This is a genomic window from Acinetobacter sp. SwsAc2 (assembly GCF_013391465.1).
In the GTDB taxonomy this organism is placed as follows: Bacteria; Pseudomonadota; Gammaproteobacteria; order Pseudomonadales; family Moraxellaceae; genus Acinetobacter; species Acinetobacter johnsonii.
Map to the genome: position 1 here is coordinate 60,017 of NZ_JACBEZ010000011.1, position 26,238 is coordinate 86,254.

Here is a 26,238-nt window from a genome sequence, read left to right on the forward strand (position 1 = left end):
GGCTTGAAACTGCATTGGTTGAAATTTTGAGAGCTCAAAGGTTAAGGGTAGAAGCCCCAACTGATCGTTTTAACTCAATAGAAGCACACATACATAATAGGAGACTGCGTTAGTCAGCAGTCTCTAGAAGGGGGAGACCAATTAAAATTGATCCTTCAGATCACGCAGTCGTTTAAACTCTTCAAAATTTTCTGTGCGTAAAAAAGGATTGGTTTCGAGTTCGATTTCAATACTGCTAGGAAGGGTACATTGGCCCAAATAGCGCATGGTTTCGACACGGTCTAAACGCTCTTGAATAGCGATATTGTCTGGTTCGACATGGTTGGCAAACTTCGCGTTAGAGAGCGTGTATTCGTGCGTACAATAGACTTTGGTTTCGGCAGGCAAAGCTGCTAAACGATTGAGTGAATGGTACATCTGCTCATGTGTACCCTCAAACACTCGCCCACAGCCCATAGCAAACAGGGTGTCACCGCAAAATAAAGTCTGGATGGATTCAATAAAGTACACAATATGGCCCAGTGTGTGGCCAGGAACTGCTAAAACGTCGACATGTAAATCATGAAATGAGAAATAGTCATCATCCATCAATGCATGGGTGATGAATGGAATTTTAGATAATTCCTCACGTGGTCCATACACAGGAATATTGCGACTCGCAAGCAGGTCAGCGACACCGCCAATATGGTCTTTATGCCAATGAGTCAGCCAAATTTGAGCAATGCTTAAGCCATGTTCAGTGCAATAATTTTCAACTAATCCAGCCTCAGTTGGATCCACCACCACGACTTGCTTTGATGAGCTGTGTTCCAGCAGCCAAATATAGTTTTGGAGTTGGTTTTTCACATCAATCATATGAACTTGATAAGTCATTTTTCTTCTTCAAAGAGCTGCATATATTCATTCTACTGTAGCGGGTACACGCACTGAATTCTAGTCATGAATCATGTACAGCGCATAAAGGTTAGCTCTTTCTTATTCTGTATCTTTCTCTTTCTTGTCATATTGTGCTGTTATCTTGGCCATAAAAAACCACGCTAAAAAGCGTGGTTTTTTATGTGTTTAATCTAATTTAGATTAGATTTTACCTACTAGGTCGATTGAAGGAGCAAGAGTTGCTTCGCCTTCTTTCCATTTAGCTGGGCAAACTTCACCTGGGTGAGCGTGAACGTATTGAGCTGCTTTAACTTTACGAAGTAATTCTTGAGCATCACGACCAATACCACCAGCGTTGATTTCAACGATCTGGATTTTACCTTCTGGATCGATTACGAAAGTACCACGGTCAGCAAGACCAGCAGCTTCGATTAGAACGTCGAAGTTTTTAGAAAGAGTCCACGTTGGGTCGCCGATTAATGGGTATTGGATTTTACCAATAACTTCAGAAGTGTCGTGCCAAGCTTTGTGAGTGAAGTGAGTGTCAGTAGAAACACCGTAGATTTCCACGCCTAATTTTTGGAATTCAGCGTAGTTGTCAGCAAGGTCACCAAGTTCAGTTGGGCAAACGAAAGTGAAGTCAGCTGGGTAGAAGAATACTACAGACCATTTGCCTTTAAGATCTGCTTCAGTTACGTCAACAAATTGACCGTTGTGATATGCAGTAGCTGCGAATGGTTTTACTTCAGTATTAATCAAGCTCATCATTGTCTCCATGATTGGGGTTTGTATTTAATGTTGAATAGGGTATCGAAATTTTTGTTATTGCTGAAACAGTATTTTTACATTACAAGAATCGGAAAAACCGAATCTGACTCCAGACTATTTCAGCGAATGTGATCATTCTGTTCATTTAGCATGATAAATATGATGACCAAATGACAAAATCATCTATTCCGCAACTCGTCTACAGACATGATGTCCCTAGGCTTAAAATTCAAGGGGATATTTGAAAAAAAGTTAAAATTAAAAAATTATGCTGTACTTTCGCTTCGCTGTATTACCACGTAAACTAAGCGATTGATGTTTTTGATGTAGGTATTTTTTCTGTGCAGCGTCCTTTAAATATAGAGCAATTGGTGATGGTCAAAGACCGTCATCGTTTAAACCGACTCAAAAAAGGAAAAGATGCCAACGAAAAGCAATATCAAGCATTATTTGAACAGTCGCATTTAAAAGTTCTAGAGCGTATTGAACGCATTCCGAATATTAAACTGAATCAAGACCTGCCTGTTACGCAGTATGCAGATAAGTTAATTGATGCCATTCAAGAGCATCAAGTGATTATCGTTGCAGGGGAGACGGGTTCGGGTAAAACCACGCAGCTACCGCAAATTGCGATGTTGGCGGGTCGTGGTTTAACCGGTCTGATTGGTCACACACAGCCACGTCGTTTGGCTGCGCGTAGCGTGTCCCAGCGTATTGCAGAAGAAGTTGGTGAGAAACTTGGCGAGTCCATTTCTTTTAAAGTTCGTTTTAATGAACAAGGCTCGCAGGATTCGATCGTCCGTTTAATGACCGATGGTATTTTGCTGGCAGAGCTGGCCAATGACCGTTATCTTAATAAATACGACACCATTATTATTGATGAAGCGCATGAGCGTTCGCTCAATATTGACTTTATCATGGGGTATCTCAAACAACTTTTGCCTCGCCGTAAAGATTTAAAAGTCATCATCACCTCCGCAACTTTAGATGTAAACCGTTTTAGTCAGTACTTTAACAATGCACCTATTTTTGAAGTAGAAGGTCGTAGCTTTCCAGTCGAACTACGTTATCGCCCAGTCTCTGAGATGAGTATTGTCGGTAGTGATGATGATGAGTTTGATGACTTTGAAGAAAACCTACCTCGTGCAGTCGTGCAAGCTGTGGAGGAGTGTTTTCGGGATGCACAAGAAAAAGGCCATCCTGAATATGCTGATACTTTAATTTTTGCCAGCACTGAACAAGAGATTCGTGAATTACAAGAAACTTTGCAAAAGCATGGGCCGCGACATACAGAAATTTTACCTTTGTATGCGCGCTTGGCCTTGGCTGAACAACAAAAAATCTTTAATCCATCGGGTGGCGGGCGACGCATTATTATCGCCACCAACGTTGCAGAAACAGCGCTGACTGTACCCAATATTCGTTATGTGATTGACAGTGGTTTTGCGCGTATTTCTCGCTATAACTATCGTTCACGTGTACAGCGTTTACCGATTGAAGCGGTTTCACAAGCAGCGGCAAACCAGCGTAAAGGTCGTTGTGGTCGTATTGCCCCTGGTGTATGTATTCGTTTGTATTCTGAGGAAGACTTTCAAAGCCGTCCTGAGTTTACCGAACCCGAAATTAAGCGAACGAACTTGGCATCAGTTATTTTACAGATGCAAAGTTTAGGGCTGGGTGCTTTAGAAGATTTTGATTTTATTGAGCCGCCAGATCATCGTTTAGTCAACGATGGTCGTAAGTTGTTGGTTGAACTTGGGGCAATGACGGAGAAAGGTAAAGCCCCTCTTTTGCAAAGAGGGGTTGGGGGAGATTCATCTGAAGTCAATCTCCCTCAATCCCCCTTTTCCAAAGGGGGAGTTAAAGGAGATTTAACCAAAATTGGGCAACAAATGGCCAAAATGCCAATTGATCCACGTTTGGCCCGTATGATTTTGGGTGGGGCACATTTTGGAGTGTTGAATGAAGTCTTGGTGATTGTTGCTGCTTTGGCAGTACAAGACCCACGTGAACGCCCTGCGGATAAACAAATGCAGGCAGATCAAAAACATGCGTTGTTCCGTGAAGCCGATTCTGACTTTTTATTTTATATCAAACTTTGGGAAGCACTGGTTGCCAACCGAGACATGAGTGAAAACAAACGTCGTACTTTTGCGCGTAATCACTTTTTAAGTTGGTTGCGTCTACGTGAGTGGAAGAAAACTCATGAGCAATTGGTCGATTTAGCAAAAGGCTTAAAGCTGTCTTTTAATGAGAAAAAAGCCAGTTATGAAAATTTACACCGCGCGCTTTTAACAGGTTTGTTGTCTTTTATTGCCAATAAAACCGATGAACGCAATGTGTTTATGGCGGTACGTCAGCAAAAGGCCCGCATTTTTCCAGCATCTACTTTACATAAGACCAATACGCCTTGGGTCATGGCTTTTGAGATGGTAGAAACCTCACAGGTCTACATTCGTACACTAGCAAAAATTGAACCTGAGTGGATTTTGCTTGCAGCAGGTGATTTGCTGAAGCACCACTATTTTGAGCCGCACTGGTCGAAAAAAGCAGGTGTGGTCAATGCCTATGACCAAATTTCACTATTTGGCTTAATTATTGAACCAAAACGTCAGATCAATTATGAAAAAGTCGACCATGTTGCAGCACATGAAATTTTCCTTCGAGATGCACTGACGACAGGACATTTGGGCATTACGCCACCATTTTTAAAACACAACCTGCTTAAACTTGAAGAAGTAGAGCGGGTCGAAGATAAGCTACGCCGCCGTGATTTGGTGGTGGATGAAGAGACTATTTACCAATTTTATGCGGCCAAAGTTCCTGAAGAGGTGGCAAGTCGTCGTAGTTTTGAAGACTGGCGCGCAACGGTTGAACCGCAAAACCCACGTTATTTATTTATTGATGATGATTCGCTGTGGATGAACGACCGTCCAACCACACAGCAATTTCCCGATTTTTTACGTAATGGTGAACTGCGTCTTGCGGCCAGTTACCGTTTTGATCCAAGCCATGACGAAGATGGAGCAACGGTGAAAATCCCGTTGCAAGCCTTGCCTCAGGTGGATGAAAACTTGTGGTCGTGGGGCATTCCCGGCTGGCGTCAGGATTTAATGGAAGCCTTACTCAAAGCACTGCCTAAAGATAAACGTCGTCACTTGGTGCCTATCCCTGATACGGCTGTAAAGCTAATGGCGAAAGTAGATGCAATGCATTTGCAGCAGCATATTTTTAGTTTTTTAGCCTTCCAGTTACGTGGCGAAAAAATCACTGAAAAAGACTTTAGTTTTGAACGAGTTGAACAATATTTATTGCCGCTGATTAAAGTCATTGACGACAAAGGCCGTGTGATTGAACAAGGTCGTGATTTATCTGAGTTAAAAGCGCGCTGTCGAACAGAAACTCATAGTCCAGTCAAACAGCTCAAAGGTGAGTTCCAAACTTTTCCTGAAAATTTTGTGTTTGAAGCATCACAAAAAGTGACGGGTGTGGTGGTGAAGCAGTATCAAGCTTTAGTCCAGACCAAGGCCTTTGCGGCACTGGAACAAAAGGATGAGTCTGGTGTGGTGATTCAGACCTTTAATGATCAAGCTGAGGCAACTAAACAGCACCGTGAGGGTGTACTCCGTTTGGTGCATATACAACTGGGAGATTTGGTCCGTCAGTTGAAAAAGCAAATTTCCAAACCGTTGGCATTGGCGTATTCGCCTTTGGGCGATAAGGCGCAGTTGGAACAAATGTTGGTTTATGCCACATTGCAAATGTCAATTCATGAACTGCCTGTTAATGCACAAGAGTTTGAAAACTTGGTTGCAAATGTCAAAAAAACTTTTCTGACCCATGGGCAAAAAGCACTGGCAGATGTGACAGAGATCTATATTCAATGGCAGGATATACGTCGAAAACTGTTGGTCTTAGATGATGCTGTGTTTGGGAAAAATATTGATGATGTTGAAGATCAGCTAGATTTGATGTGCTTATCAAACTTTGTCTATGTAAAATCTTCCGACATTTGGCTTGAATTTCCTCGATATTTGAAAGCATTGGTCTTGCGTTTGGAGCGCCTGCCCAATAACCTACAGAGGGATAATTCTGCCATTGATCAAGTTGACCCGTGGATGGAAAAATTATTTAAGTTTAAAAATGACACTCGCCTTAAAGAATTGTATTTCATGGTTGAGGAGTTTCGGATTTCTTTATTCTCTCAACCGATGAAGACAAAGATGCCCATTTCTCCGACTCGCTTGCAAAAAGTATGGGAAAAACTTGGAATCAGTTAAGATATAGGTAATTTAAAGAAGGAGTTTTACATGGGCATCCGCATTACAGGTACGGGTCTTTATCATCCTGAAGACATCATTACCAATGAAGAGTTAGTTGAAAGTTTAAATGCTTATGTGGAACAGTATAACCTAGACAATGCTGACAAAATTGCTTCGGGCGAGTTGGAAGCCCGTCGTGGGTCAAGCGCAGAGTTTATTGAAAAAGCATCTGGTGTAAAACGTCGTTATGTGGTTGAGAAAACAGGGATCTTAGATCCAAAGCGTTTACGTCCATTGTTACATGAACGTTCAAATGATGAACTCTCGATTCAAGCCGAATGGGGCGTGATCGCTGCAAAACAAGCGATGGAAAATGCAGGCGTAACTGCAGAAGATATCGATGTGGTAATTTTATCATGCTCTAATTTACAGCGTGCTTATCCTGCTGTTGCAATTGAAATCCAAACAGCATTGGGTATTCAAGGCTATGCCTACGACATGAACGTGGCATGTTCGGCCGCAACCTTTGGTATTAAACAAGCGTATGATGCGATTAAAGCGGGCGGACGCCGTGTATTATTGGTGAATGTAGAAATCACCTCTGGTCATACCGACTACCGTTCACGTGATTGCCACTTTATCTTTGGTGATGTTGCAACGGCTTCAATCATTGAAGAAACCGACAGCAAAACTGGTTTTGAAATTGAAGACATTAACTTATTCACCCAGTTCTCAAACAACATCCGCAATAACTTTGGTTTCCTAAACTTAAGTGAAGTCGATGCAGACATTGAAAATAATCGTTTCGCTCAAGACGGTCGTAAAGTGTTCAAAGAGGTTTGTCCACTGGTTGCCAAAATGATTACAGCGCAACTTGAGAAAAACAACATTGCACCGACTGATGTGAAGCGTTTTTGGTTACACCAAGCCAATGCCAGCATGAATGAACTGATTCTGAAATTGGTCGTAGGCAAAGAAAATGCTCAGCCTGATTTAGTGCCGATCATTTTAGATGAATTTGCAAATACCTCTTCAGCAGGTGTCATCATTGCGTTGCATCGCACAGCAGACCAAGTCAATGACGGTGAATACGGTGTCTTGTGTTCATTCGGGGCAGGTTACTCTGTTGGTGCTGTGCTTGTGAAAAAACACGTCGCATAAGCCCGTATGTTGCAGGTTGAGCATGATGAAAAATGGATTAAACGCCTGAGTGCTTTATCCAAAGTTTATTTCACACCGACATTTATTGGTGCTGAACAGTTAGATGCATCACAACCTGCAATGTATGTAGGAAATCATTCTATGTATGGTGTGCTCGATTCACCTATGTTGATTGATTATCTCTACAATGAGCATCAGGTGGCTGTGGTCAGTATTGCTGATCATAGCCATTTTTATTTGCCACTGTGGCGTAGTGTGGTGAAAAAATTTGGTGCAGTCGATGGTGTCCCAGCCTATGTGCGTGAAGCCATGCAACAAGGCTATTCTATTTTGGTTTTTCCTGGTGGTGGACGCGAAGTTCTAAAACGTGAGGGCGAACAGTATCACCTGATTTGGAAACAGCGCTACGGCTTTTTAAAGCTCGCTCAAGAATTTGGCTATGACATCGTGCCGTTTGCCGCGTTAGGCGGAGATGAAGTCTTTGATATTGGTTTTGATGCTAATAAAGTTGTTCAGCACCAATATTTTCAAAAGTTGCTACAAGTGCCGCAGTTAAATCGCTTACTGCGTAAAGGGGAGGTGATCCCATCATTACCGAAACATTTGATTCCGAAACGCTTGCCTTTTTATTTTAAGTTTATGCCCAGACAAAGTTTGATGCATATTGAAAACCTAGAACAGTTACAGCAGTTCCGAGACCAGATTGCAGCAGAAATTTATACTGGGCTTGCAGACTTAAGAGTATTGCGTCAACAGCAACATGGTGACCGATTTGATTGAGCATTTACAGGCGTAAAATCTGCTTAGTCTTCCTGTAAATCTTTCAACAAATGTGCAATTTTTAAAGTATGGGTCTTATTCCCTTTGACTTCCATAACCTTATTTTCCACCCACCATAAATATTCAAAAATTTCAGTTTCACTGGCTTGTTCACAAATGAACCGAAATAAACTGGGTAAGTATTCTTCATATTCATCTTGTAGTGCAGGATTACGATAGATCCGCAGGGGATCCCAGTCTTTAATCAGTATTTTGTTAATCGCATGTAATAAAGAAACATGTCGATTTTCCTCGGTAAACATAATACACCCCGCTGTCCTTGAGTTAGTTTGACGTTTAAAAAAGAAGTTGTGATGAATATTATTTATCTATTGTTTTCATGTTTTAAAAGATCTTAGCGTGCTTTTCGCATGAGTAAATAGCGTGCTCAGATAAGTGGAAGCTAAAGAAAAATATCTAGTAAAGTGGCAGTAAAGTTAGATCGCAGATTTACTTCAAAATATTATTCAGAATAAATGTTTCAAAATAGGGCGTAATTACGTCTTAAGTAACATGTAGTAATAATTTAAAAATCAAGTCTTTGTTTGAATGACGCAATTTTCACTAATACCGTGAATTTCATCACTCTCTAAATTTACATCATCCCATTTTTGCATTTGCTGTGTGAGCCAAACAAAATCCGAAACTTGCGGCTGGACTTGTTCGGGAATAAAACTACGAATGATGTTCTGAATCAGGTGATATTTTTCGACGTGAACACTTGCTGAACACGCAAAGCGAATGATGTTGTAATCGACCAAGACTTGCCAAACAGGTTCAAGATCCTGCATCTGTTTAAGTTCAACTTGTGCTTTTTGGATGGCTTGGACGAGGGCTGCAAGTGTATTGGGATTGGAGATAGCCCATTCTTGAGTCACAGCCAGTACTTTGTCTGCGACGCGAGGAATAATGTCTGAGCCAGTCGCAATGATTTGGCTATAGCCTTGAATTTCCGCTTGTGTGTTCCAAGGTTCCCCAACACAAAAACCATCGATCAATTGATTTGAAATGGCTTCCACCATATAGGGTGGCGGTAAAGTACGTAAATGTATGCGTTTGGAAAATTCAGGATTGGCCAACGCCAACCACTCACGTAAACAATAATGATGAATAGACTGCTTAAACACATGGGCAATCGGAAGATACTGTTCATGCCGCATGGCACTAAAGAATTTCTGTGCAGTGGTGGCTGCATCATCAGTTTTTTTGATATCGAGCGCATAGCATAGTTTTTGGCTTAAGCTGATAAAAGCACTGTTGTAGCTTAAGACGAGAGGGGTTTGTAGCGGAATACCGAGTTGATCTTGAGCGAGTGCGGCAGCAGGCAACATGGCAGATAAGCAATGTGCTGCGTCTAGGAAACCAAAAGCCAAACGATCTCTTAAACTTGCCCAAGACGCTTCTTTGACTAAGCTCACGTCTAAGCCCACTTCTTCAAAAAAACCGCGTTGTTTAGCCCACAGTAAAGCAACACAGTCTAAAAGTGGAATATAGCCCAGATGAAGTTCCGACTTTTCGAGTTGAGCCATGACTTAGTCCTTGAGTTGAGATTGTAAAAGCTGTTGAGCATCCAACAGACGTCTTGCCATTTCACCGATGGTCATACGGTGGCTCATGGCATTTTTACGCAGCAATTGAAAGGCATCATCTTCAGATAGTCCATGTAATTGCATCAGCAAGACTTTCGCACGCTCCACATCTTTACGATCGGCGAGTTTATTTTTGGTGTCTTGTAAGTCTGTGAGCAACTTTTTGTGTTTACGAAACTGTTCGATCGAGATTTCTAAAATATTTTCTAACTTTGAAGGATCGATTCCATCCACTATATAAGCCGTCACTCCAGCATCTATGGCACTTTTAATGGTGTCTTTATGGCTATTTTTAGTAAATAAAACAGTGGGTAGGTTAAATTGACTTACACAGCTTTCAATAATGTCACGTTGCGGATGATCCATATCTAACAAAATGACGTCAGCACTTAATTGTTCAAGACGGCTAATATTGATGTGATCGATAATCAGGCAGGCAACCACATCGAAATCATGTTCGATGAGGGAACTTCGAATATATTGTGCGCGTTCTTGATTGTCATCAATCAATGCAATTTTCAGTTTAGGCATACTGTACAGTGCTCAGGAAAACCTGAAAATGAGATCTAAAAGTATACAAGCAATTTAAATGCCAAACTTAACAAATGCCAGCTTTATCTCGAATCAGGCAGTCAATCTTTATGGTCGCGATTACAGACAAAGTATGCATGTTGCATATGTTGTGATCGGAGTTTTCATGAAAGAGTTTACGGATATGGATTCAGTAAATTGAAGTGTTGATGTTCTCAGTCGATTTGTACGTCTAAGGGCGAATTTCTAGATGTCGTGCTTAGAACAAAGCAATGTCGTTTATTAGAGAAAGCAGATGCTCATCGATAATGCAAAATGCACCAAGAGGTGGCAGGGTTTTAAAAAGTCGGAAAATTTAGCTGTTGTGCTTTAAAAATAAAAAGAGCTGACTATATCGAATTATAAGATTATGTTTTAAATAAAGTATTAAAAAACAATATGTTGTTATTTTATTATAAATATTGGCACACTCGTTGCATTATCCCTGATGAGTCAAAGACGACTCTAAATCAAATTTGTAAGACGGCCAACGACGTCCGTTCTGATCGCTTCTACATCCCAAGAGTTTGTGCTGTAGAAAAACTATACGCTCAGTTCAGTCTGGAGAAGGTTATGTCTTCAAATTTACATGCTAAAAAAGCAACAAAAATAAGTCTTTTCAGTTTTAACGGCGCAGCAATGAGAGCCTTCCACATGAGTTGGCTCGCCTTTTTTGTTTGCTTCTTTGCTTGGTTCGCTTGTGCTCCGCTGATGCCAGTGATTGCAGGTGAATTTCATTTAACCAAAGATCAAATTGCCAATATTAATATTGCAGCTGTCGCGATCACCATTTTAGTTCGTCTTATTGTGGGGCCATTGTGTGATAAATACGGCCCGCGTAAAACCTATACCGCACTTCTTGTACTCGGCAGCATTCCAGTCTTTGGAGTAGCGTCTGCAAATAGCTATGAATCCTTCTTGTTCTTCCGTCTATTGATTGGTGCGATTGGGGCAAGCTTTGTCATTACTCAGTATCACACCAGCATAATGTTTGCGCCAAACGTAGTCGGGACTGCAAATGCAGCGACAGCAGGTTGGGGGAATGCAGGCGGTGGTGCAACACAAGTACTTATGCCATTGATGCTCGGTGCCTTGGTGATGTTTGGTGTAGAGCAAGCGATGGGCTGGAGAATTGCACTGATTGTTCCAGGTGTCTTGATGCTAATCGTGGGTTTGATGTATTGGAAATTTACCCAAGACTGCCCACAAGGCAACTTCAAAGAACTTCGTGCAGAGGGTGTCAGTGTTGGTTCAGATAAAAAAGGTGGTGTAGCAATTCTTATGCATGCTGCGAAAAACTACCGTGTTTGGATTCTATTTGGTGCCTATGCCGCGTGTTTCGGGATCGAAATCTTTATTCATAACATTGTCGCGATGTACTACGTCGACCATTTTAGCTTTGGTTTAAAAGAAGCAGGGATGGCGGCAGGTATTTTCGGTTTACTGGCATTGTTCGCTCGTGCTCTGGGCGGCATTGTGTCAGACAAAGTCGCAACTAAAAAAGGGCTTGATGGTCGAACCAAAGTGCTGTTTGGCATGATTATGCTAGAAGGTCTCTTCCTCGTCCTATTCTCTCAAATGAATACCCCCATCTTAGCGATTCTCGCAATGACAGTCTTTGCATTGTTCACGCACATGGCATGTGGTGCAACTTACGCTTTGGTGCCTTTCATTGATCGTGATGCCTTGGGTGGTGTGGCAGGCATTATTGGCGCAGGGGGGAACGTGGGTGCAGTGGCAGCAGGTTTCCTACTCAAAGGTATGTTGGATATTCAAACCACACTGATGATTTTAGGTGGCTTGGTGGTCATCGCTGCAAGTTTTGTTCTCATGATTCGCTTCTCTGTTGAGCATAAAGAAAAGGAACAGCGCTTATTCGAACAAGCGGTACATGATCGTAGCATTGCTGAAGCGCAAAACTAAATAAAGAGATTAAACCCAAGCCTCAAGGCTCAGGCAGAACAAATGAAATATTGCGGAGAAAGAATATGAAAATCATCATGATTGGTCATGGCATGGTTGGCCACAAATTTATCGAATCAGTACTCGAACATGTGGGTGATGATGTTGAAATTACCATCTTGGCCGAAGAACCCCGCTTGGCTTATGACCGCGTACATTTGACTGAATATTTCAGTGGTAAATCAGCAAAGGATTTAACCCTTTGTCGTGCAGATTTTGCTGATGCTTATGGCATAGATTTACGTTTAAACACCAAAGCGGTTGCAATTGATCAAAGCCATAAAACAGTGACGACGAATCATGGTGATGTTCTTAGTTTTGACAAATTAATCTTGGCAACAGGTTCATATGCTTTTGTTCCGCCTATTTCGGGTAATGATCGTGAAAATTGCTTTGTTTACCGAACCATTGAAGACTTAGATGCGATTCGTGCTGCAAGTCTCAATGCGAAATCAGGTGTGGTAATTGGTGGCGGTTTATTGGGCCTAGAAGCCGCTAAGGCGCTACGTGATTTGAACTTGGAAACCCATGTGGTTGAGTTTGCACCACGTCTCATGGCGGTTCAAATTGATGACTTGGGCGGAAAGGTTCTACGTGCAAAAATTGAAAACTTAGGCGTAAAAGTCCATACCCAAAAAGCGACTTCATCAATTGAGGAAGGTGCAACGACGAAGCATGTGATGAAATTTGGTGATGGTTCTGAGCTTGAAACAGACATTATTTTGTTCTCAGCGGGTATTCGCCCACGTGATGAGTTGGCACGTCAAAGTGGTTTAACGCTTGGAGAGCGTGGCGGGATCATGATTAATGATTATTGCCAAACGTCAAATCCAGATATTTACGCTATTGGTGAATGTGCACTGTGGCAAAACAAAATTTATGGTCTGGTGGCACCAGGCTATGACATGGCACGTATTGCAGCAAAACATGTCACTGAACAAGCTTGTGCTGAATTTGCAGGTGCAGACATGAGCACCAAGTTGAAACTGATGGGCGTTGATGTTGCTTCTGTCGGTGATGCACATGCGATGACACCAAATGCACTCAGTTATTTCTATGCCGACGAAGACACACAAGTCTATAAAAAAATCGTGGTAAATGCCGAAAAGACCAAGCTACTTGGTGCAGTTTTAGTGGGCTGTGCAAAAGAGTACAACGACTTACTACAAATGATGCTGAATGGTTTAGCACTTCCAGAAAATCCTGAAAGTTTAATCATGCCAGGTTATGCACAATCTTCCGCTAAATCTGGCGGTAGTGGCGTCGATTTACTGCCAGACAGTGCAACCATTTGCTCATGTAATAACGTCTCTAAAGCCGATATTTGCAGTGCAATCGCCGAGGGCTCAACGTCTCTAGGGGCCCTAAAAAAATGTACCAAAGCAGCTACTGCCTGTGGCGGATGTGCACCATTAGTGACCCAAGTTTTAAAATCTGAATTACAACGCCAAGGCGTGACCGTGAATAACCATATTTGTGAGCACTTTGCTTACTCACGTCAAGAGCTGTATCACTTGGTACGGGTCAATGAAATCAAAACTTTTGATGACCTGATCCAACAACATGGTCATGGTTTGGGCTGCGATATTTGTAAGCCAACTGCAGCCAATATTTTAGCATCGTGTTGGAATGACTTTGTTTTAAAACCAAGCCATGCAGGTCTACAAGACAGCAATGATTACTACCTAGGCAATATTCAAAAAGATGGTTCTTATTCTGTCGTCCCACGTATGGCAGGCGGTGAAGTGACGCCTGACGGCTTAATTGCTGTGGGGCAAATTGCTAAAGAATATGGCTTATATACCAAACTTACAGGTGGGCAACGTGTCGATATGTTTGGCGCGCAAATTCACCAACTTCCTGAAATTTGGGAAAAGCTCATCGCGGCGGGCTTTGAGTCAGGCCATGCGTATGGGAAATCGCTGCGTACAGTGAAGTCTTGTGTCGGCAGTACATGGTGTCGTTACGGTGTGGATGACTCGGTGGGTTTAGCTATTTTCCTAGAGAACCGCTACAAAGGACTGCGCTCACCGCACAAATTAAAAATGGCTGTTTCAGGCTGTACCCGTGAATGTGCTGAAGCACAAAGTAAAGATGTTGGTGTGATTGCCACTGAAAAAGGCTGGAACCTGTATGTCTGCGGTAATGGCGGGATGAAGCCTCGCCATGCCGAGTTATTGGCTTCGGATCTTGACACCCAAACTTTAATTAAATACATCGACCGATTCTTTATGTTCTATGTGCAAACCGCAGACCGTTTACAACGAACTTCGGTATGGCGCGACAACATGGAAGGTGGTTTAGATTATCTCAAAGATGTGGTTGTGCATGATTCTTTAGGTCTAGCTGCTGAACTGGAACGTCGTATGAGCCATGTGGTGGGGACTTATCAAGATGAATGGCGTACGGCTGTTGAAGACCCAGAAGTACGTAAACGCTTTGTGACTTTCATCAATGCCAAAGCTGAGCAACAACAAGATCCGCATATTCAGTTTGCAGAAGTTCGTGGCCAGATTCGTCCTAAAACTGAGGCTGAACGAGATCGTAGCCGTATTCCAGTGGTTGAAGCTTAACAAATTAGGGTATTCAAACTTCTTTCTTCAACACTCTCTCAAAAGCAAAGATAGAGGGACTAAATGAATGAATAAGTTTAAAAAGGATCAAGATGATGACAATTTTAAAAGAAATGAATGAGCTAGATTGGGTTGATGTCTGTGCACTAGATGATGTAACGCCAAACACTGGCGTAGGTGCACTTATTGAACATCAGCAAATTGCTATTTTTCGTGTCGGTGCTGAAAAGCGTGTTTATGCGTTGAGCAACCAAGACCCATTCAGCCAAGCTTTTGTGATGTCGCGCGGCATTATTGGGGACTTGCAAGGTGAACGTGTGGTGGCGTCCCCGATTTATAAACAGCATTTTAGTTTGGCGACGGGACGTTGCTTGGAAGATAAAGATCAAAAACTATTGGTTTTTCCAAGCAAAATTGAAAATGGCCGAGTGTGGATTAGTCCGACACCACAAAAAACCTATATCACCAACACAGGTGCATCTCAGGAAAAAATGAAGTTGGTGCTGGTTGGCAATGGCCTAGCGGGGATGCGTTGTTTGGAAGATTTACTCGACATGGCACCAGACCGTTATGAAGTGACGGTGATTGGTGAAGAGCCTTGGGGAAACTACAACCGTATTATGTTATCGCCAGTGTTGTCAGGGGATAAAACCATTGACGACATCATGTTACATCCACATGCATGGTATAGCGACAAAGGGATTCGTTTCATTGCGGGGGATCCTGCGGTACGTATAGACCGTCCTCGTAAGCAGGTCTATACCGAAAAAGGAGAAGTGGTTGATTATGATCGTTTAATTTTAGCGACAGGTTCGAAACCGTTCATTCCTCCAATTGCTGGAGCAGATTTGAAAGGTGTCATTAGTTTCCGAGATATCTATGATATCAACACCATGCTGGATTACTGCAAGACCAAGAAAAATGCCGTGGTAATCGGTGGTGGGCTGTTGGGACTTGAAGCTGCATATGGTCTCAAACAACGCGGGATGAATGTCACGGTTTTACATCTGATGGATCGCATTATGGAGCGCCAATTAGACAGTAAAGCCAGCCAAATGCTACGCCATAGTATTGAACAAAAGGGTATCTCCATTATAACTGAGGCCAATACTGAAGCATTGGTGGGTGTGGATGGTCATGTCACTCAAATTCGCTTGAAAGACGGTACAGTCTTAGAGGCGGATCTTGTGGTATTTGCAGTTGGTATTCGTCCGAACATGGCACTTGCACAAAGTGCAGGACTACGCTGTAACCGTGGTGTGTTGGTGAATGACACCATGCAGACTTTTGACCCAAGTATTTACGCCGTAGGCGAGTGTATTGAACATCGTAGCCAGACTTTTGGCTTGGTTGAGCCACTTTGGGGGCAGGCGTTCATTTGTGCCTCACATTTGGCGGAGCATGGCAGCTTAACGTTCAAAGCACCAACTGTTCCAACACAGTTAAAGGTAAGTGGCTGTGATGTGTTCTCAGCGGGTAATTTTGAACCGAAGGATGACTTTGAAGACATCATTTTAAATGATGAAAAACGTCAGATTTATAAACGCATTATTATTCAAAAGGATAAGGTTGTCGGTGCGGTATTGTTTGGTGATACTGAAGATGGTGTCTGGTATGCAGAACTTATTTCAGATCAAACCCCAATTTCCTCAATTCGAAATAAACTGTTATTTGGTAAAGATTTTGCATTAAAAAAAGCAGGGTAAAAACTTCCTCGTGAAAGGAGGGGGATAGATTTTCTGATAGTTAATTTGATACGCGGAAACGTCATTCACAACTTGTTTGAGGCAGAGTTACTTATGAAAATTAATGTTTCTGCGAATAAGTTGGGGTGAAGGTGGTATGGGACGAGTTTTGTGAATGACAATGGTTTTGCCTACTTTTCCCAAAAGAAAAGTAGGTCGAACCGAAGGTTAATCCTAAATCTAAACACAAAAGAAAAGACGCCGTTGTGAGTGATTCAAAATAAATGAAAGGCAAATAGGAGCGAAGCAGAAATGAATAGTATCCCTGTAATGGAACTGCATAGCTCCACAGAAAAAATGATGACAACCACACAAACCACCTGCCCATATTGTGGGGTGGGGTGTGGGGTAACAGCAACTGTTGACGAAACGGCTTTAGGGCAAAAAGTCTCTGTAGTGGGTGATGCTCAACATCCATCTAATTATGGAAAGTTGTGCATTAAAGGCAGTAATTTAGCCGACACGGTAGGTTTAGAAACGCGCGTCTTACATCCCATGTTGGGGCGTAAACTGCAACGTGAAGTAAGTTCATGGGATACCGCAACAGATTTAATCGCCAACAAATTTCAACATTATATCGATCAATATGGGCCTGAAAGTATTGCCTTTTATGTCTCTGGTCAACTGCTGACTGAAGACTATTATGTGGTCAATAAATTTGTTAAAGGCTACTTAGGTACGGCCAATATCGACACCAATTCACGGTTGTGTATGTCTTCAGCCGTTGCTGCGCATAAACGCGCTTTTGGGGAAGACTTAGTTCCAGCCAGTTATAGTGATTTTGAACATACCGATATGGTGGTTTTGGTGGGTTCAAATACCGCATGGTGTCATCCAGTATTGTACCAACGCATCATGAAAGCCAAAGAGGAGCGAGATCTTTTTGTCGTCGTGATTGACCCACGTTTTACAGCCACCTGTGAGGCGGCTGACTTACACTTACCGATTTTACCGGGTCAAGATGTCGCGCTGTTCAATGGTTTATTACAGTATTTAGCAACCAATCATTATACCGATACTGATTTTATTGCAAAGCATACTCAAGGCTTAGAGCAGGCGCTAGCAAGCAGTGCTTCTGAAGCATCAATAGCGAATGTGAGCGAACGAACGGGGATTTCTGTTGAAAAATTAGCACTCTTTTTTGAAAAATTTGCTCAAACAGAAAAAGTGATGAGCTTATTTTCAATGGGTGTGAATCAGTCTTCACGTGGGGTAGACAAAGCCAATAGCATTACCAACTGTCATTTGCTGACTGGAAAAATTGGGAAATTGGGCGCTGCGCCTTTTTCCATGACGGGCCAACCGAATGCAATGGGCGGACGTGAAGTGGGTGGACTTGCCAATATGTTGGCTGCCCATATGGATTTGGATAATCCAAAGCATCAACAATTGGTACAGCAGTTTTGGCACAGTCCAACCATTGCAAAGCAAGTGGGTTTAAAAGCCGTCGACCTTTTTGAAGCGGTCGAGGCTGGAAAAATTAAAGCCATTTGGATTATGGCGACCAATCCTGTGGTGAGTTTACCCAATGCTGATCAGGTCAAACGCGCACTAGAGAATTGTGAGTTTGTGGTGGTGTCAGACATTTGTTTAGATACCGATACCACGCAATATGCCGACGTGTTGCTGCCTGCATTAGGTTGGGGTGAAAAAGACGGCACGGTGACCAATTCTGAACGCCGTATTTCCAGACAGCGTGCTTTTTTAGACATTCCAGAACAAGCTAAAGCGGATTGGTGGTCAGTTTCACAAGTGGCGAAAAAATTAGGATTTCAGGGTTTTGACTTTGAAAGTAGTCATGACATTTTCAAAGAACATGCCCAGCTCTCAGCCTATCAAAATGCAGAAATTGCTTTACGTTCATCGACTGAAACATTCCGCTATTTCAATTTGGCAGGTCTGAAGAATCTTTCATTTGATGACTACCAAGAGCTTGAACCGACGCAATGGCCTGTGCTCGTACCTTTGAAAAATGGCCAAACCACACCAAACACTTTTGCCCAATTATTTAAAGATGGTCAGTTTAGTCACCCAGATGGTAAAGCCAAGTTTATTGCAACAACGGCAGTTGGTGCAGTGAATCCAACCAGCAGTGAGTATCCATTGGTGCTGAATACAGGACGCATCCGCGATCAATGGCATACCATGACACGTACAGGTTTATCAGCCAATTTAAGTACACATAAAGCAGAACCTTATTGTGAAATTCACCCAAATGATGCACTGAAATATGGTTTGAAAGATGGGGAACTGGTGGAGATCAAATCGGCTTGGGGAAATTGCGTACTGCGTGCCACGGTCAGTGACAATATCCGCCGTGGACAGATTTTTGCACCGATTCACTGGAGTGATCAATTCGCATCTGATGCACGGATTGGCAAAGTGGTGAATCCTGTGGTGGATGCGATTTCAGGAGAACCTGAGTTCAAACATACCCCTGTGATGATTCATCCGTTTTATACGCAATGGCAGGGCGTGTTTTATGTCAGAACGGGCTTTGAACATTTGGTGCAACAAAGCATTGAACAAAGCATTTGGTGGACCAAAATCAAAACGTCCAAAGCTATTCGTTATGAGTTGGCAGACCGTCGACGTTTTACGGAAACGACCGAACAACTCAAAGCTTTATTGCCTTTTGATGATGAAAGTTTTGAATGGCTCAATGTAGAAGATCAAACCGCTCATATTAGTCATAGTGTGGTGTTACAAGATGGCCACCTCATTGCGAGTCTGTATATTGCGCCCAAAGCCTTATTGCCAGATCGAGACTGGGTGGCAAGTCTGTTTAAGCGCGAACGCTTAAGCGCGATGCATCGGAAGGCTTTATTGGCAGGGCAAGCCATGTCAATGACTAATAGCGATGGCCCACTGGTCTGTAGCTGTTTTAAAGTTGGGAAAAATCGTATTATCGATGTCATTAAAGAAAAAAATATCACCCATGAAAAACAAGTCACTGCATGCTTAAAGGCAGGAGGCAATTGCGGTTCCTGCTTACCTGAAATTCGAGGTCTGATCAAAGCTTGTCAAACGGAGGATGTCGAATGAAAAGAAAAATATTCAAACCCGTGAGCTACCCAGAAACTGAAGTTGTCATTTTGGCGGGCGGTCAGGCGCGTCGTATGAATGGCATTAATAAACTCTTGCAAAAATTTGATGATGAAATTCAACTTATCAAAATTCATCAGCAGTTAAAGTCACGTGCAACCAAGGTATGGGTCAACAGCCATAGGGATCATTCCATTTATGAGCGGTTGATTCCGTCGATTGGTTTTTTTGAAGATGAGACAACAGGCTTTCAAGGGCCTTTGATGGGGATGAAAAGTGCATGGACACATGTGCAATCAGACTATGTGCTGTTCGTACCCTGTGATGTGACTTTTATTCCTAAAAAAGTGTTTTCACGGTTACATCAGGCGATGCAACAAGATCCGAACTGTGGTGTCGTTATTGTAGAAATCAATGACCGTGCACTGTATCCGTTTTGTTTGTTAAAACGGAGCAGTTTACCGACATTGATTCAGCACCTTGAGCAAAATCAGCGCAGTTTAAGGCAGTGTTTTGCAGATTTGCACCCACAAGTGGCACGATTTAAAAATCATGCACTGTTTTTTCACAGCATTAACTCGTTGGATGAGTTACAGCAGCATCGGCAACTTAATTTTTTATAAATACCTCAGATATTGAAGAGAGGAGGTGTGTGTTGAGAGCAAAAGATGTTGCCATAAACCGATTTGACTGTTTAAATAAAAATCTATAAAAGAACTAAATAAGTATTCGTGTTTATATTAAATTTATTATAAAACAAAAATTTAGAATATATTTATGGGAGTCGTTATTTTATTTAGATTATAAACGTATGTAGCAGTGATCACTCATTACGGCAGTGAACTGAAAATACTCAAAATGTAAAAAGTGCACAAAGTTGGAACAGTTATTGCAATTTATACTTTAGAAAATAGGGCGTGAAATATGAACTGCACCGACACCGCTCAAAGGACGCATAGGTAAGACAGATGAACAGCATGACCCATGTATCCGCAGTTAGAGTATTCCAAGATCAGTTTGGACGTGAAAAGCGCAAACTACGAATCTCTGTGACGGATCGTTGTAATTTTAAATGCGTCTATTGCATGCCCGAACATCCCGAATGGATGAAAAAGCACGACTTGCTCAGCTTTGAAGAACTCTACCATTTTTGCAAATTTATGGTGCAGCATGGCATTGAGCAAATTCGTATCACGGGTGGTGAACCGTTAATGCGCCAAGGTGTGGTGCATTTTATCGAACAGCTACAAAGCCTAAAAAAACAGGGGCTGAAGCGTATTTCCATGACCACCAATGGTCACTATTTAAAACAATATGCCGCTGCTTTAAAGCAAGCAGGGCTGGATGATTTAAATATTAGTCTAGACAGTCTAGATGCCGAACAATTTCAACACCTCACTAAAAAACAATTACATACAGTGCTGGAAGGAATTCAGGTCGCACAGCAGGTTGGTTTTAACATCAAAATCAATACCGTGCTGATGAAAGGCATCAATGACGATCAAATTGTTCCTTTGGTTCAGTGGGCAAAGCTGCAAAAGGTAGAACTGCGTTTTATTGAGTTTATGCCTTTGGATGGCGATCAAAATTGGTCGCAAGCCGATGTCGTCACTGAACAAGAGATTTTGTCCCAACTCAGCTCGCAATTTACGGTGCAAGTGCTTGAAGGACAAGGTGCCAATCCTGCACGTAGTTATCGGGTAGATGGTGAGAAGGTTGGGATTATTTCTACCATTAGCAACTCATTTTGTGGGGAGTGTGATCGACTACGGTTGAATGCGCAAGGTGAGTTTTATAATTGTCTTTTTGCCAAGCAAGGCTTAAATTTAAAGTTAGACATTCAACAACTTACCCAACTTAATCAGCACGAAGCCTTTGTTTTAGAAAGTAAACTTTCAACTTATGTTTGGCATAAAGAGCAAGGTTTTCATGCCATTCAAAAACAGCAGTTGCATCAGCCAGTGCGAAAAATCAGTATGCATATGATTGGAGGTTAGGATGACTCAGGAGTTAAATAACTTGATTAGAGTAAAGATTGAAGCTTTTGGTGCGATTGAACGCCAGTTGCCCCGCAATTTAATGCTGCAATGTGAGCCTGATTCATCGGTTGCAGCGATATTAAAGGATATCGTTGCTCAGTACCCAGATGTCCACACATTATTGGAGCGCTGTGCCTGTGCAATCGGTGAAGACATTATTTCAAGGCAGACCATTTTAAGTCGAGATTGTACTTTGGTGTTGTTGTCCCCTGTGGCAGGAGGTTGATATGGAATTAAAACAATTTCCGCGGATTCAAACCGTGGTTTTTAGTCAAAATGACTTTGATGGCATCCAACATTTTCCTGAGTGTGGTGGCATAGGCATATTCATTGGTACGGTGCGGAATCACCATCAAGGTAAAGCTGTAAAAGCGTTAAAATATACCGCTTATGCACCTGTCGCTGAAAAAATGATTCGTCAAATTGAACAAGAGATCCAATTAAAATATGGCGTGTCTTATGTTCGGGTGGTGCATCGCATAGGTGCTTTAGATATTGGTGATACTGCCATTATTGCGATGGCGTACGCCGCGCACCGCCGTGAAGCCTTTCAAGCCTGTGAGGAAGCGGTAGAGCGGGTGAAACATGAAGTTCCTGTATGGAAAGAGGAATTTTATATGGACGGTACCAGTCAGTATGTCGAGGGTTGCTGTATTCGAACAGATCATGAAGCGCCAAAACTTCATAGCCATGAGCATTGTGAGCATGCACATGTTCATCCCTAGCAAATGCATCATGCAATGCCAATATTTACCAGTAACCCGTTTAAGATTTGGATAATGGAAATTTAGTAACAGTTGCGTATGAATGGAAAGTGGCGAGATAATTGAAAGAAAAATCTTCTGAAAACTTTATGAAAAATAATGCTTAGGTTAAGATGATCCATTCTTATATTTGAAGTCTTTTGAATCGCTATGCAACCATTTGTTCTATATAACTCAGAGCAACGCAAAAAAGTAGAATTCGTACCTCGTGTTGAGGGGCATATTGATATGTATGTTTGCGGTATGACGGTGTATGACTACTGTCATATTGGACATGCGCGCGTGATGGTTGCATTTGACTATATTATTCGCTTCCTGCGTAGCCAAGGTTGGAGCGTTAAATATGTACGTAACATTACCGACATTGACGACAAAATCATTAAACGTGCCAATGAAAATGGCGAGTCGATTACGCAGCTGACAGACCGCTTTATTCAAGCGATGAATGAAGATGCTGAAAATCTAGGTTGTTTACATCCAGATGAAGCACCGCGTGCGACGGATTATATTGATCAAATGCAAAGCATGATTGGTAATCTGGTTGAAAAGGGTACAGCTTATCCATCTGCCAATGGTGATGTGTATTTCCAAGTGGAAAAATTCGCTAAATATGGTCGTCTTTCAGGACGTAAATTGGAAGATATGCAAGCGGGTGCATCTGAACGTGTTGATGTTGAAGTTGAGAAAAAACATCCCTTTGACTTTGTACTTTGGAAACATGCCAAAGATAATGAACCTGCATGGGCTTCGCCATGGGGCAAAGGTCGTCCGGGTTGGCACATTGAATGTTCTGCCATGTCGACTTGCTGCCTAGGGAACCATTTTGACATTCATGGTGGTGGTTCGGACTTGATGTTCCCGCACCATGAAAATGAAATTGCACAGTCTGAGGCTTCAACTGGCGAGCAGTATGTCAACTATTGGATGCATGTCGGTTTTATCAACGTTGATGGCGAGAAAATGTCGAAGTCATTGGGCAATTTCTTTACCATTCGTGATGTGATGGATAAGTTCCACCCTGAAGTGATTCGTTACTTCATTGTGTCATCACACTATCGTAGCCCTGTGAATTTCTCTGATGTTGCTTTAAAAGAAGCAAAAACAGCGCTGTCACGTTTCTATCATTCATTCAAAGCTTATCAACAAGCCTATGGCGATACACAAGTCGATACCTTAGATGAAACATTGCTTGAGCGTTTCAATAGTGCCATGCGTGATGACTTCAATACCGCTGAAGCCATTGCGGTATTGTTTGAAGTGAACAAAGAATTGAACCGTGCCGTGAAAGAGCAACAAGCGGAACAAGCAGCGATTTACTATGCAACTTTGCGTCATTTAACCAATATTCTAGGTTTGGTTCAGCACAATGTTGAAGAGTTCCTGAAGTCTGATATTGGGCAAGAGGCTTTGGCTTTGTCTGAAGAGCAAATTGAAGATTTGATTCAACAACGTCAAGATGCGAAAAAAGCCAAAGAATTTGCCAAAGCGGATGAAATTCGTCAGTCCTTGTTGGATCAAGGTGTGGTTTTGGAAGACACTCGTCAAGGGACAATCTGGCGCCGCGCTGATTAATTCAGCAATTGCATTATAGAGTGTTGACAGTTTGATGAAACTCTCTATAATGCACATCCATATTGCGGGAATAGCTCAGTTGGTAGAGCACAACCTTGCCAAGGTTGGGGTCGCGAGTTCGAGTCTCGTTTCCCGCTCCAAAATTTAAAAAGCCTCAAGTTCAACTTGGGGTTTTTTTATGTCTGTAATTTGAGTGTATTGAAAATAATTCATTTAAATGTGAAATTATCTCGGCGTTTCAGCCCATAATTTTGACAAAAATATGCTTAAATTATTCATCTTCATTTGTGAATAAAATTGTGTTTCTTCAACCCCATAGCACTGTCGTGCCGACCGAAGCCCGAGACTATCCTGAATGGCATTTGGGACGAGAACGCTATGCACTTTGGTATATTGAAGTGGAGGATCCTGTTTTGATCAGCTATCTAACAAAGCTTCGTGAGCAGTTCTCAGATTTGCTTTATCAACCAAACCAACGGCAGTTTCATATCACTTTATTTGTTGCAGGTTTTTGGGTAGAACAGGCAACACAGTTGGATGACTTTAGTCGAGTGCAACTGAATCAGCAGCTTGAACGCCTTAAAAATTTAAAGCTAGAATCTTTTCAGTTACAGGTGGCGGCATTAAACAGTTTTGAAAGTGCCTTATTTTTAAAAGTAGATGATACCGCAGGCGTGTTGGATCAAATTAGAAAAACATTGCTGCAAACCTCGCAGGAAGTCGCGGCATTGAGTTATTGTCCACATATTACATTGGGTCTGTACCGTGAAGCGGTGAGTAGTGATCATGTATTGGCACGGATGGCTGAAATTGAAGCTATCCACTATAGCTTCAACATCTCAAAGCTCACGTTTGGCTTTTATCAGGCGCATGTCCTACAAGGGCCATTGTTTTCACATACACAGATTGAATTGGAGAATGCGCAATGCAACTGATTTTAGGTGGTGCACGTTCGGGGAAAAGCCGCTTGGCGGAGCAGATTGCCCAACAGTTGGCGCAGCCTGTGGTTTATGTGGCAACTGCACAAGCCTTGGATGGGGAGATGCAAGCGCGCATTCAACACCATCAGCAACAACGACCCGAAGATTGGGGGCTGTGTGAAGAACCCATTTATCTTGCAGCGCAGTTGGTCAAATTAGACCGTCCAAACCAAACCATTTTGGTCGATTGCCTGACCTTATGGATGAGTAATTTACTGATGCATACTGCCCCAGATTTGCAAGTTCAAGAATGCCAAAAGTTGTTAGATGTTATCGGAAGTTTACAGTCCGAGCTAATTTTAGTGAGCAATGAAACAGGCTTAGGTGTGGTTCCAATGGGACAAATCAGCCGACGTTTTGTTGATGAAACAGGACGATTGCATCAGCAGTTAGGTCAAATTGCAACAAAAGTGGTGTTCTGCGTAGCAGGATTTCCAATGATTTTAAAAGGAGAACAAGTGTGAGTTGGTGGTTAGAAGCATGTCAAAGTCCGAGTGAGTCTGTATTGGCTCAAGCCCTAGCACGCCAGTCACAGTTGACCAAACCGACAGGCTCGTTGTCGGAGCTTGAATCGGTTGCAGTGACTTTAGCCAGTTTGCAAAACACTATAAAACCCAAGATTGACCGTCCATGGATTACGATTTTTTCAGGTGATCATGGGGTGATGGAAGAAAATATTTCTGCCTATCCACAAGCGGTGACGCGTCAAATGTTGCAGAACTTCGCAACTGGCGGGGCGTGTATTAGTGTGATTGCCAAAGAGTATCAAGCCAAGTTACAAGTCATCGACTGTGGTTCAGTCGGTGAAGCATATGAATATGTCGGGGTTGAACGCCACTGCATCCGCGCGGGGACGGCTAACTTTGCTCAAACCCAAGCCATGACTGAAGCTGAATGTGAAGCAGCTTTTGCTTTGGGGCAAAAAAGTGTAGAAGATGCTATCGCTTATGGGGCAGATATCTATGTCGCGGGTGAGATGGGCATTGGAAATACCTGTTCAGCCTCAGCCGTGGCTTGTTTTTTATTGGATGAACCCGCTGAAAAGCTCACGGGTGTTGGAACAGGTATCCGTACTGAACAATTAATACATAAAAAACAAGTGATTAATCAAACACTTGCATTGCATACCCAATATGTCGATAACGATCCGTTTAAAGCCTTATGTGCAGTGGGTGGACTTGAAATTGCAGCCATGACAGCCGCGTATATTCGCTGTGCGCAATTGGGGCTGCCGATGGTAGTGGATGGGTTTATCAGTACTGTTTCGGCATTGCTCGCAGTACGTTTAAATCCACAGGTTCGCGCTTGGATGCTTTTTGGGCATCAGTCGGCTGAATATGGTCATGTACGTTTGTTAGAAGAACTTAAAGCGATGCCTTTATTGAAGCTGAATTTGCGTTTAGGTGAAGGCAGTGGAGCAGGAGCTGCACTGGGGGTGATCAAGCTAGCGTGTCGCTTACATAATGAAATGGCAACATTTGCTGAAGCAGCCGTGATTGGTAAGAAAGTTTAG

At 42.4% G+C, this 26,238-nt stretch carries 20 protein-coding genes and 1 tRNA gene; 16 read left to right on the forward strand and 5 right to left on the reverse strand.

Annotated elements, in window-relative coordinates:
- Window positions 1–141: 141 nt before the first annotated feature.
- Together gloB and ahpC are read right to left on the reverse strand one after the other, a co-directional pair.
- A complete protein-coding gene (gloB, locus tag HYI04_RS06990; protein ID WP_005400629.1) occupies window positions 142–873 on the reverse strand; it encodes a hydroxyacylglutathione hydrolase in 732 nt (243 codons plus the stop codon).
- A 204-nt stretch (window positions 874–1,077) separates the two neighbouring features.
- Complete coding sequence (gene ahpC, locus HYI04_RS06995; protein ID WP_004982189.1) at window positions 1,078–1,641, reverse strand: alkyl hydroperoxide reductase subunit C; 564 nt, start codon at window positions 1,639–1,641, stop codon at window positions 1,078–1,080.
- Window positions 1,642–1,985: 344 nt separating this feature from the next.
- Here ahpC and hrpA point away from each other — a divergent pair, with 344 nt between their 5' ends.
- The 3 genes from hrpA to HYI04_RS07010 are packed head-to-tail and all read left to right on the forward strand — an operon-like array spanning window position 1,986 to window position 7,847.
- Window positions 1,986–5,924 carry an ATP-dependent RNA helicase HrpA gene (gene hrpA / locus HYI04_RS07000; RefSeq protein ID WP_178896036.1) on the forward strand — a complete coding sequence of 1,313 codons (3,939 nt, stop codon included), beginning with the start codon at window positions 1,986–1,988 and terminating at the stop codon, window positions 5,922–5,924.
- A 30-nt stretch (window positions 5,925–5,954) separates the two neighbouring features.
- Complete coding sequence (locus tag HYI04_RS07005) at window positions 5,955–7,067, forward strand: beta-ketoacyl-ACP synthase III (protein ID WP_004696303.1); 1,113 nt, start codon at window positions 5,955–5,957, stop codon at window positions 7,065–7,067.
- A gap of 6 nt (window positions 7,068–7,073) precedes the next feature.
- Entirely contained in the window at window positions 7,074–7,847 is a 774-nt protein-coding gene (locus HYI04_RS07010) for a 1-acyl-sn-glycerol-3-phosphate acyltransferase (protein ID WP_005400631.1), read from the forward strand.
- A 23-nt stretch (window positions 7,848–7,870) separates the two neighbouring features.
- Here the strand turns inward: HYI04_RS07010 and HYI04_RS07015 are convergent, their stop codons facing one another.
- The 3 genes from HYI04_RS07015 to HYI04_RS07025 all read right to left on the reverse strand — a co-directional run bounded on the left by HYI04_RS07015 (window position 7,871) and on the right by HYI04_RS07025 (window position 10,006).
- The gene (locus HYI04_RS07015; protein WP_004696307.1) at window positions 7,871–8,149 is read right to left on the reverse strand and encodes a hypothetical protein; all 279 of its coding nucleotides are present in this window, start codon (window positions 8,147–8,149) and stop codon (window positions 7,871–7,873) included.
- 270 nt (window positions 8,150–8,419) lie between these two features.
- Entirely contained in the window at window positions 8,420–9,415 is a 996-nt protein-coding gene (locus tag HYI04_RS07020) for an ABC transporter substrate-binding protein (RefSeq protein WP_159152907.1), read from the reverse strand.
- 3 nt (window positions 9,416–9,418) lie between these two features.
- A complete protein-coding gene (locus HYI04_RS07025) occupies window positions 9,419–10,006 on the reverse strand; it encodes an ANTAR domain-containing response regulator (protein ID WP_004696311.1) in 588 nt (195 codons plus the stop codon).
- Between the two features lie 612 nt (window positions 10,007–10,618).
- Between HYI04_RS07025 and HYI04_RS07030 the strand changes: the two genes are divergently transcribed.
- The 13 genes from HYI04_RS07030 to cobT all read left to right on the forward strand — a co-directional run bounded on the left by HYI04_RS07030 (window position 10,619) and on the right by cobT (window position 26,238).
- A complete protein-coding gene (locus HYI04_RS07030; protein WP_005400633.1) occupies window positions 10,619–11,968 on the forward strand; it encodes an MFS transporter in 1,350 nt (449 codons plus the stop codon).
- Window positions 11,969–12,033: 65 nt separating this feature from the next.
- Window positions 12,034–14,580: a nitrite reductase large subunit NirB gene (gene nirB / locus HYI04_RS07035; RefSeq protein ID WP_039890084.1), complete on the forward strand. Its 2,547-nt coding sequence runs from the start codon at window positions 12,034–12,036 to the stop codon at window positions 14,578–14,580.
- 95 nt (window positions 14,581–14,675) lie between these two features.
- The gene (nirD, locus tag HYI04_RS07040) at window positions 14,676–16,286 is read left to right on the forward strand and encodes a nitrite reductase small subunit NirD (protein WP_039890086.1); all 1,611 of its coding nucleotides are present in this window, start codon (window positions 14,676–14,678) and stop codon (window positions 16,284–16,286) included.
- Between the two features lie 291 nt (window positions 16,287–16,577).
- Window positions 16,578–19,370: a nitrate reductase gene (locus tag HYI04_RS07045; RefSeq protein WP_159152908.1), complete on the forward strand. Its 2,793-nt coding sequence runs from the start codon at window positions 16,578–16,580 to the stop codon at window positions 19,368–19,370.
- Window positions 19,367–19,993, forward strand: a complete 627-nt coding sequence (locus HYI04_RS07050; protein ID WP_039890087.1) for a molybdenum cofactor guanylyltransferase — start codon at window positions 19,367–19,369, stop codon at window positions 19,991–19,993. The genes HYI04_RS07045 and HYI04_RS07050 overlap by 4 nt, the downstream gene beginning before the upstream one ends.
- A gap of 345 nt (window positions 19,994–20,338) precedes the next feature.
- On the forward strand, window positions 20,339–21,367 hold the full coding sequence (gene moaA, locus HYI04_RS07055; RefSeq protein WP_039890089.1) for a GTP 3',8-cyclase MoaA: 1,029 nt from the start codon (window positions 20,339–20,341) through the stop codon (window positions 21,365–21,367).
- A 1-nt stretch (window position 21,368) separates the two neighbouring features.
- Window positions 21,369–21,635: a MoaD/ThiS family protein gene (locus tag HYI04_RS07060; protein ID WP_039890091.1), complete on the forward strand. Its 267-nt coding sequence runs from the start codon at window positions 21,369–21,371 to the stop codon at window positions 21,633–21,635.
- Between the two features lies 1 nt (window position 21,636).
- The gene (locus tag HYI04_RS07065) at window positions 21,637–22,134 is read left to right on the forward strand and encodes a molybdenum cofactor biosynthesis protein MoaE (RefSeq protein ID WP_039890092.1); all 498 of its coding nucleotides are present in this window, start codon (window positions 21,637–21,639) and stop codon (window positions 22,132–22,134) included.
- A gap of 189 nt (window positions 22,135–22,323) precedes the next feature.
- Entirely contained in the window at window positions 22,324–23,745 is a 1,422-nt protein-coding gene (gene cysS / locus HYI04_RS07070) for a cysteine--tRNA ligase (protein WP_005400641.1), read from the forward strand.
- A gap of 64 nt (window positions 23,746–23,809) precedes the next feature.
- Window positions 23,810–23,885: transfer RNA gene (locus HYI04_RS07075), tRNA-Gly, on the forward strand.
- A gap of 147 nt (window positions 23,886–24,032) precedes the next feature.
- Window positions 24,033–24,680, forward strand: a complete 648-nt coding sequence (locus tag HYI04_RS07080; protein WP_005400642.1) for a 2'-5' RNA ligase family protein — start codon at window positions 24,033–24,035, stop codon at window positions 24,678–24,680.
- Complete coding sequence (gene cobU, locus HYI04_RS07085; protein WP_005400643.1) at window positions 24,671–25,189, forward strand: bifunctional adenosylcobinamide kinase/adenosylcobinamide-phosphate guanylyltransferase; 519 nt, start codon at window positions 24,671–24,673, stop codon at window positions 25,187–25,189. Before HYI04_RS07080 ends, cobU begins: the two co-directional genes overlap by 10 nt.
- Entirely contained in the window at window positions 25,186–26,238 is a 1,053-nt protein-coding gene (gene cobT, locus HYI04_RS07090) for a nicotinate-nucleotide--dimethylbenzimidazole phosphoribosyltransferase (protein WP_005400644.1), read from the forward strand. The genes cobU and cobT overlap by 4 nt, the downstream gene beginning before the upstream one ends.

Coding starts and splice junctions, on each gene's coding strand:
- gloB (WP_005400629.1), bottom strand. CDS start 873: ATGACTTATCAAGTTCATATGATTGATGTGAAAAACCAACTCCAAAAC.
- ahpC (WP_004982189.1), bottom strand. CDS start 1,641: ATGAGCTTGATTAATACTGAAGTAAAACCATTCGCAGCTACTGCATAT.
- HYI04_RS07005 (WP_004696303.1), top strand. CDS start 5,955: ATGGGCATCCGCATTACAGGTACGGGTCTTTATCATCCTGAAGACATC.
- HYI04_RS07010 (WP_005400631.1), top strand. CDS start 7,074: ATGTTGCAGGTTGAGCATGATGAAAAATGGATTAAACGCCTGAGTGCT.
- HYI04_RS07015 (WP_004696307.1), bottom strand. CDS start 8,149: ATGTTTACCGAGGAAAATCGACATGTTTCTTTATTACATGCGATTAAC.
- HYI04_RS07020 (WP_159152907.1), bottom strand. CDS start 9,415: ATGGCTCAACTCGAAAAGTCGGAACTTCATCTGGGCTATATTCCACTT.
- HYI04_RS07025 (WP_004696311.1), bottom strand. CDS start 10,006: ATGCCTAAACTGAAAATTGCATTGATTGATGACAATCAAGAACGCGCA.
- HYI04_RS07030 (WP_005400633.1), top strand. CDS start 10,619: ATGTCTTCAAATTTACATGCTAAAAAAGCAACAAAAATAAGTCTTTTC.
- nirB (WP_039890084.1), top strand. CDS start 12,034: ATGAAAATCATCATGATTGGTCATGGCATGGTTGGCCACAAATTTATC.
- nirD (WP_039890086.1), top strand. CDS start 14,676: ATGACAATTTTAAAAGAAATGAATGAGCTAGATTGGGTTGATGTCTGT.
- HYI04_RS07045 (WP_159152908.1), top strand. CDS start 16,578: ATGAATAGTATCCCTGTAATGGAACTGCATAGCTCCACAGAAAAAATG.
- HYI04_RS07050 (WP_039890087.1), top strand. CDS start 19,367: ATGAAAAGAAAAATATTCAAACCCGTGAGCTACCCAGAAACTGAAGTT.
- moaA (WP_039890089.1), top strand. CDS start 20,339: ATGAACAGCATGACCCATGTATCCGCAGTTAGAGTATTCCAAGATCAG.
- HYI04_RS07060 (WP_039890091.1), top strand. CDS start 21,369: ATGACTCAGGAGTTAAATAACTTGATTAGAGTAAAGATTGAAGCTTTT.
- HYI04_RS07065 (WP_039890092.1), top strand. CDS start 21,637: ATGGAATTAAAACAATTTCCGCGGATTCAAACCGTGGTTTTTAGTCAA.
- cysS (WP_005400641.1), top strand. CDS start 22,324: ATGCAACCATTTGTTCTATATAACTCAGAGCAACGCAAAAAAGTAGAA.
- cobU (WP_005400643.1), top strand. CDS start 24,671: ATGCAACTGATTTTAGGTGGTGCACGTTCGGGGAAAAGCCGCTTGGCG.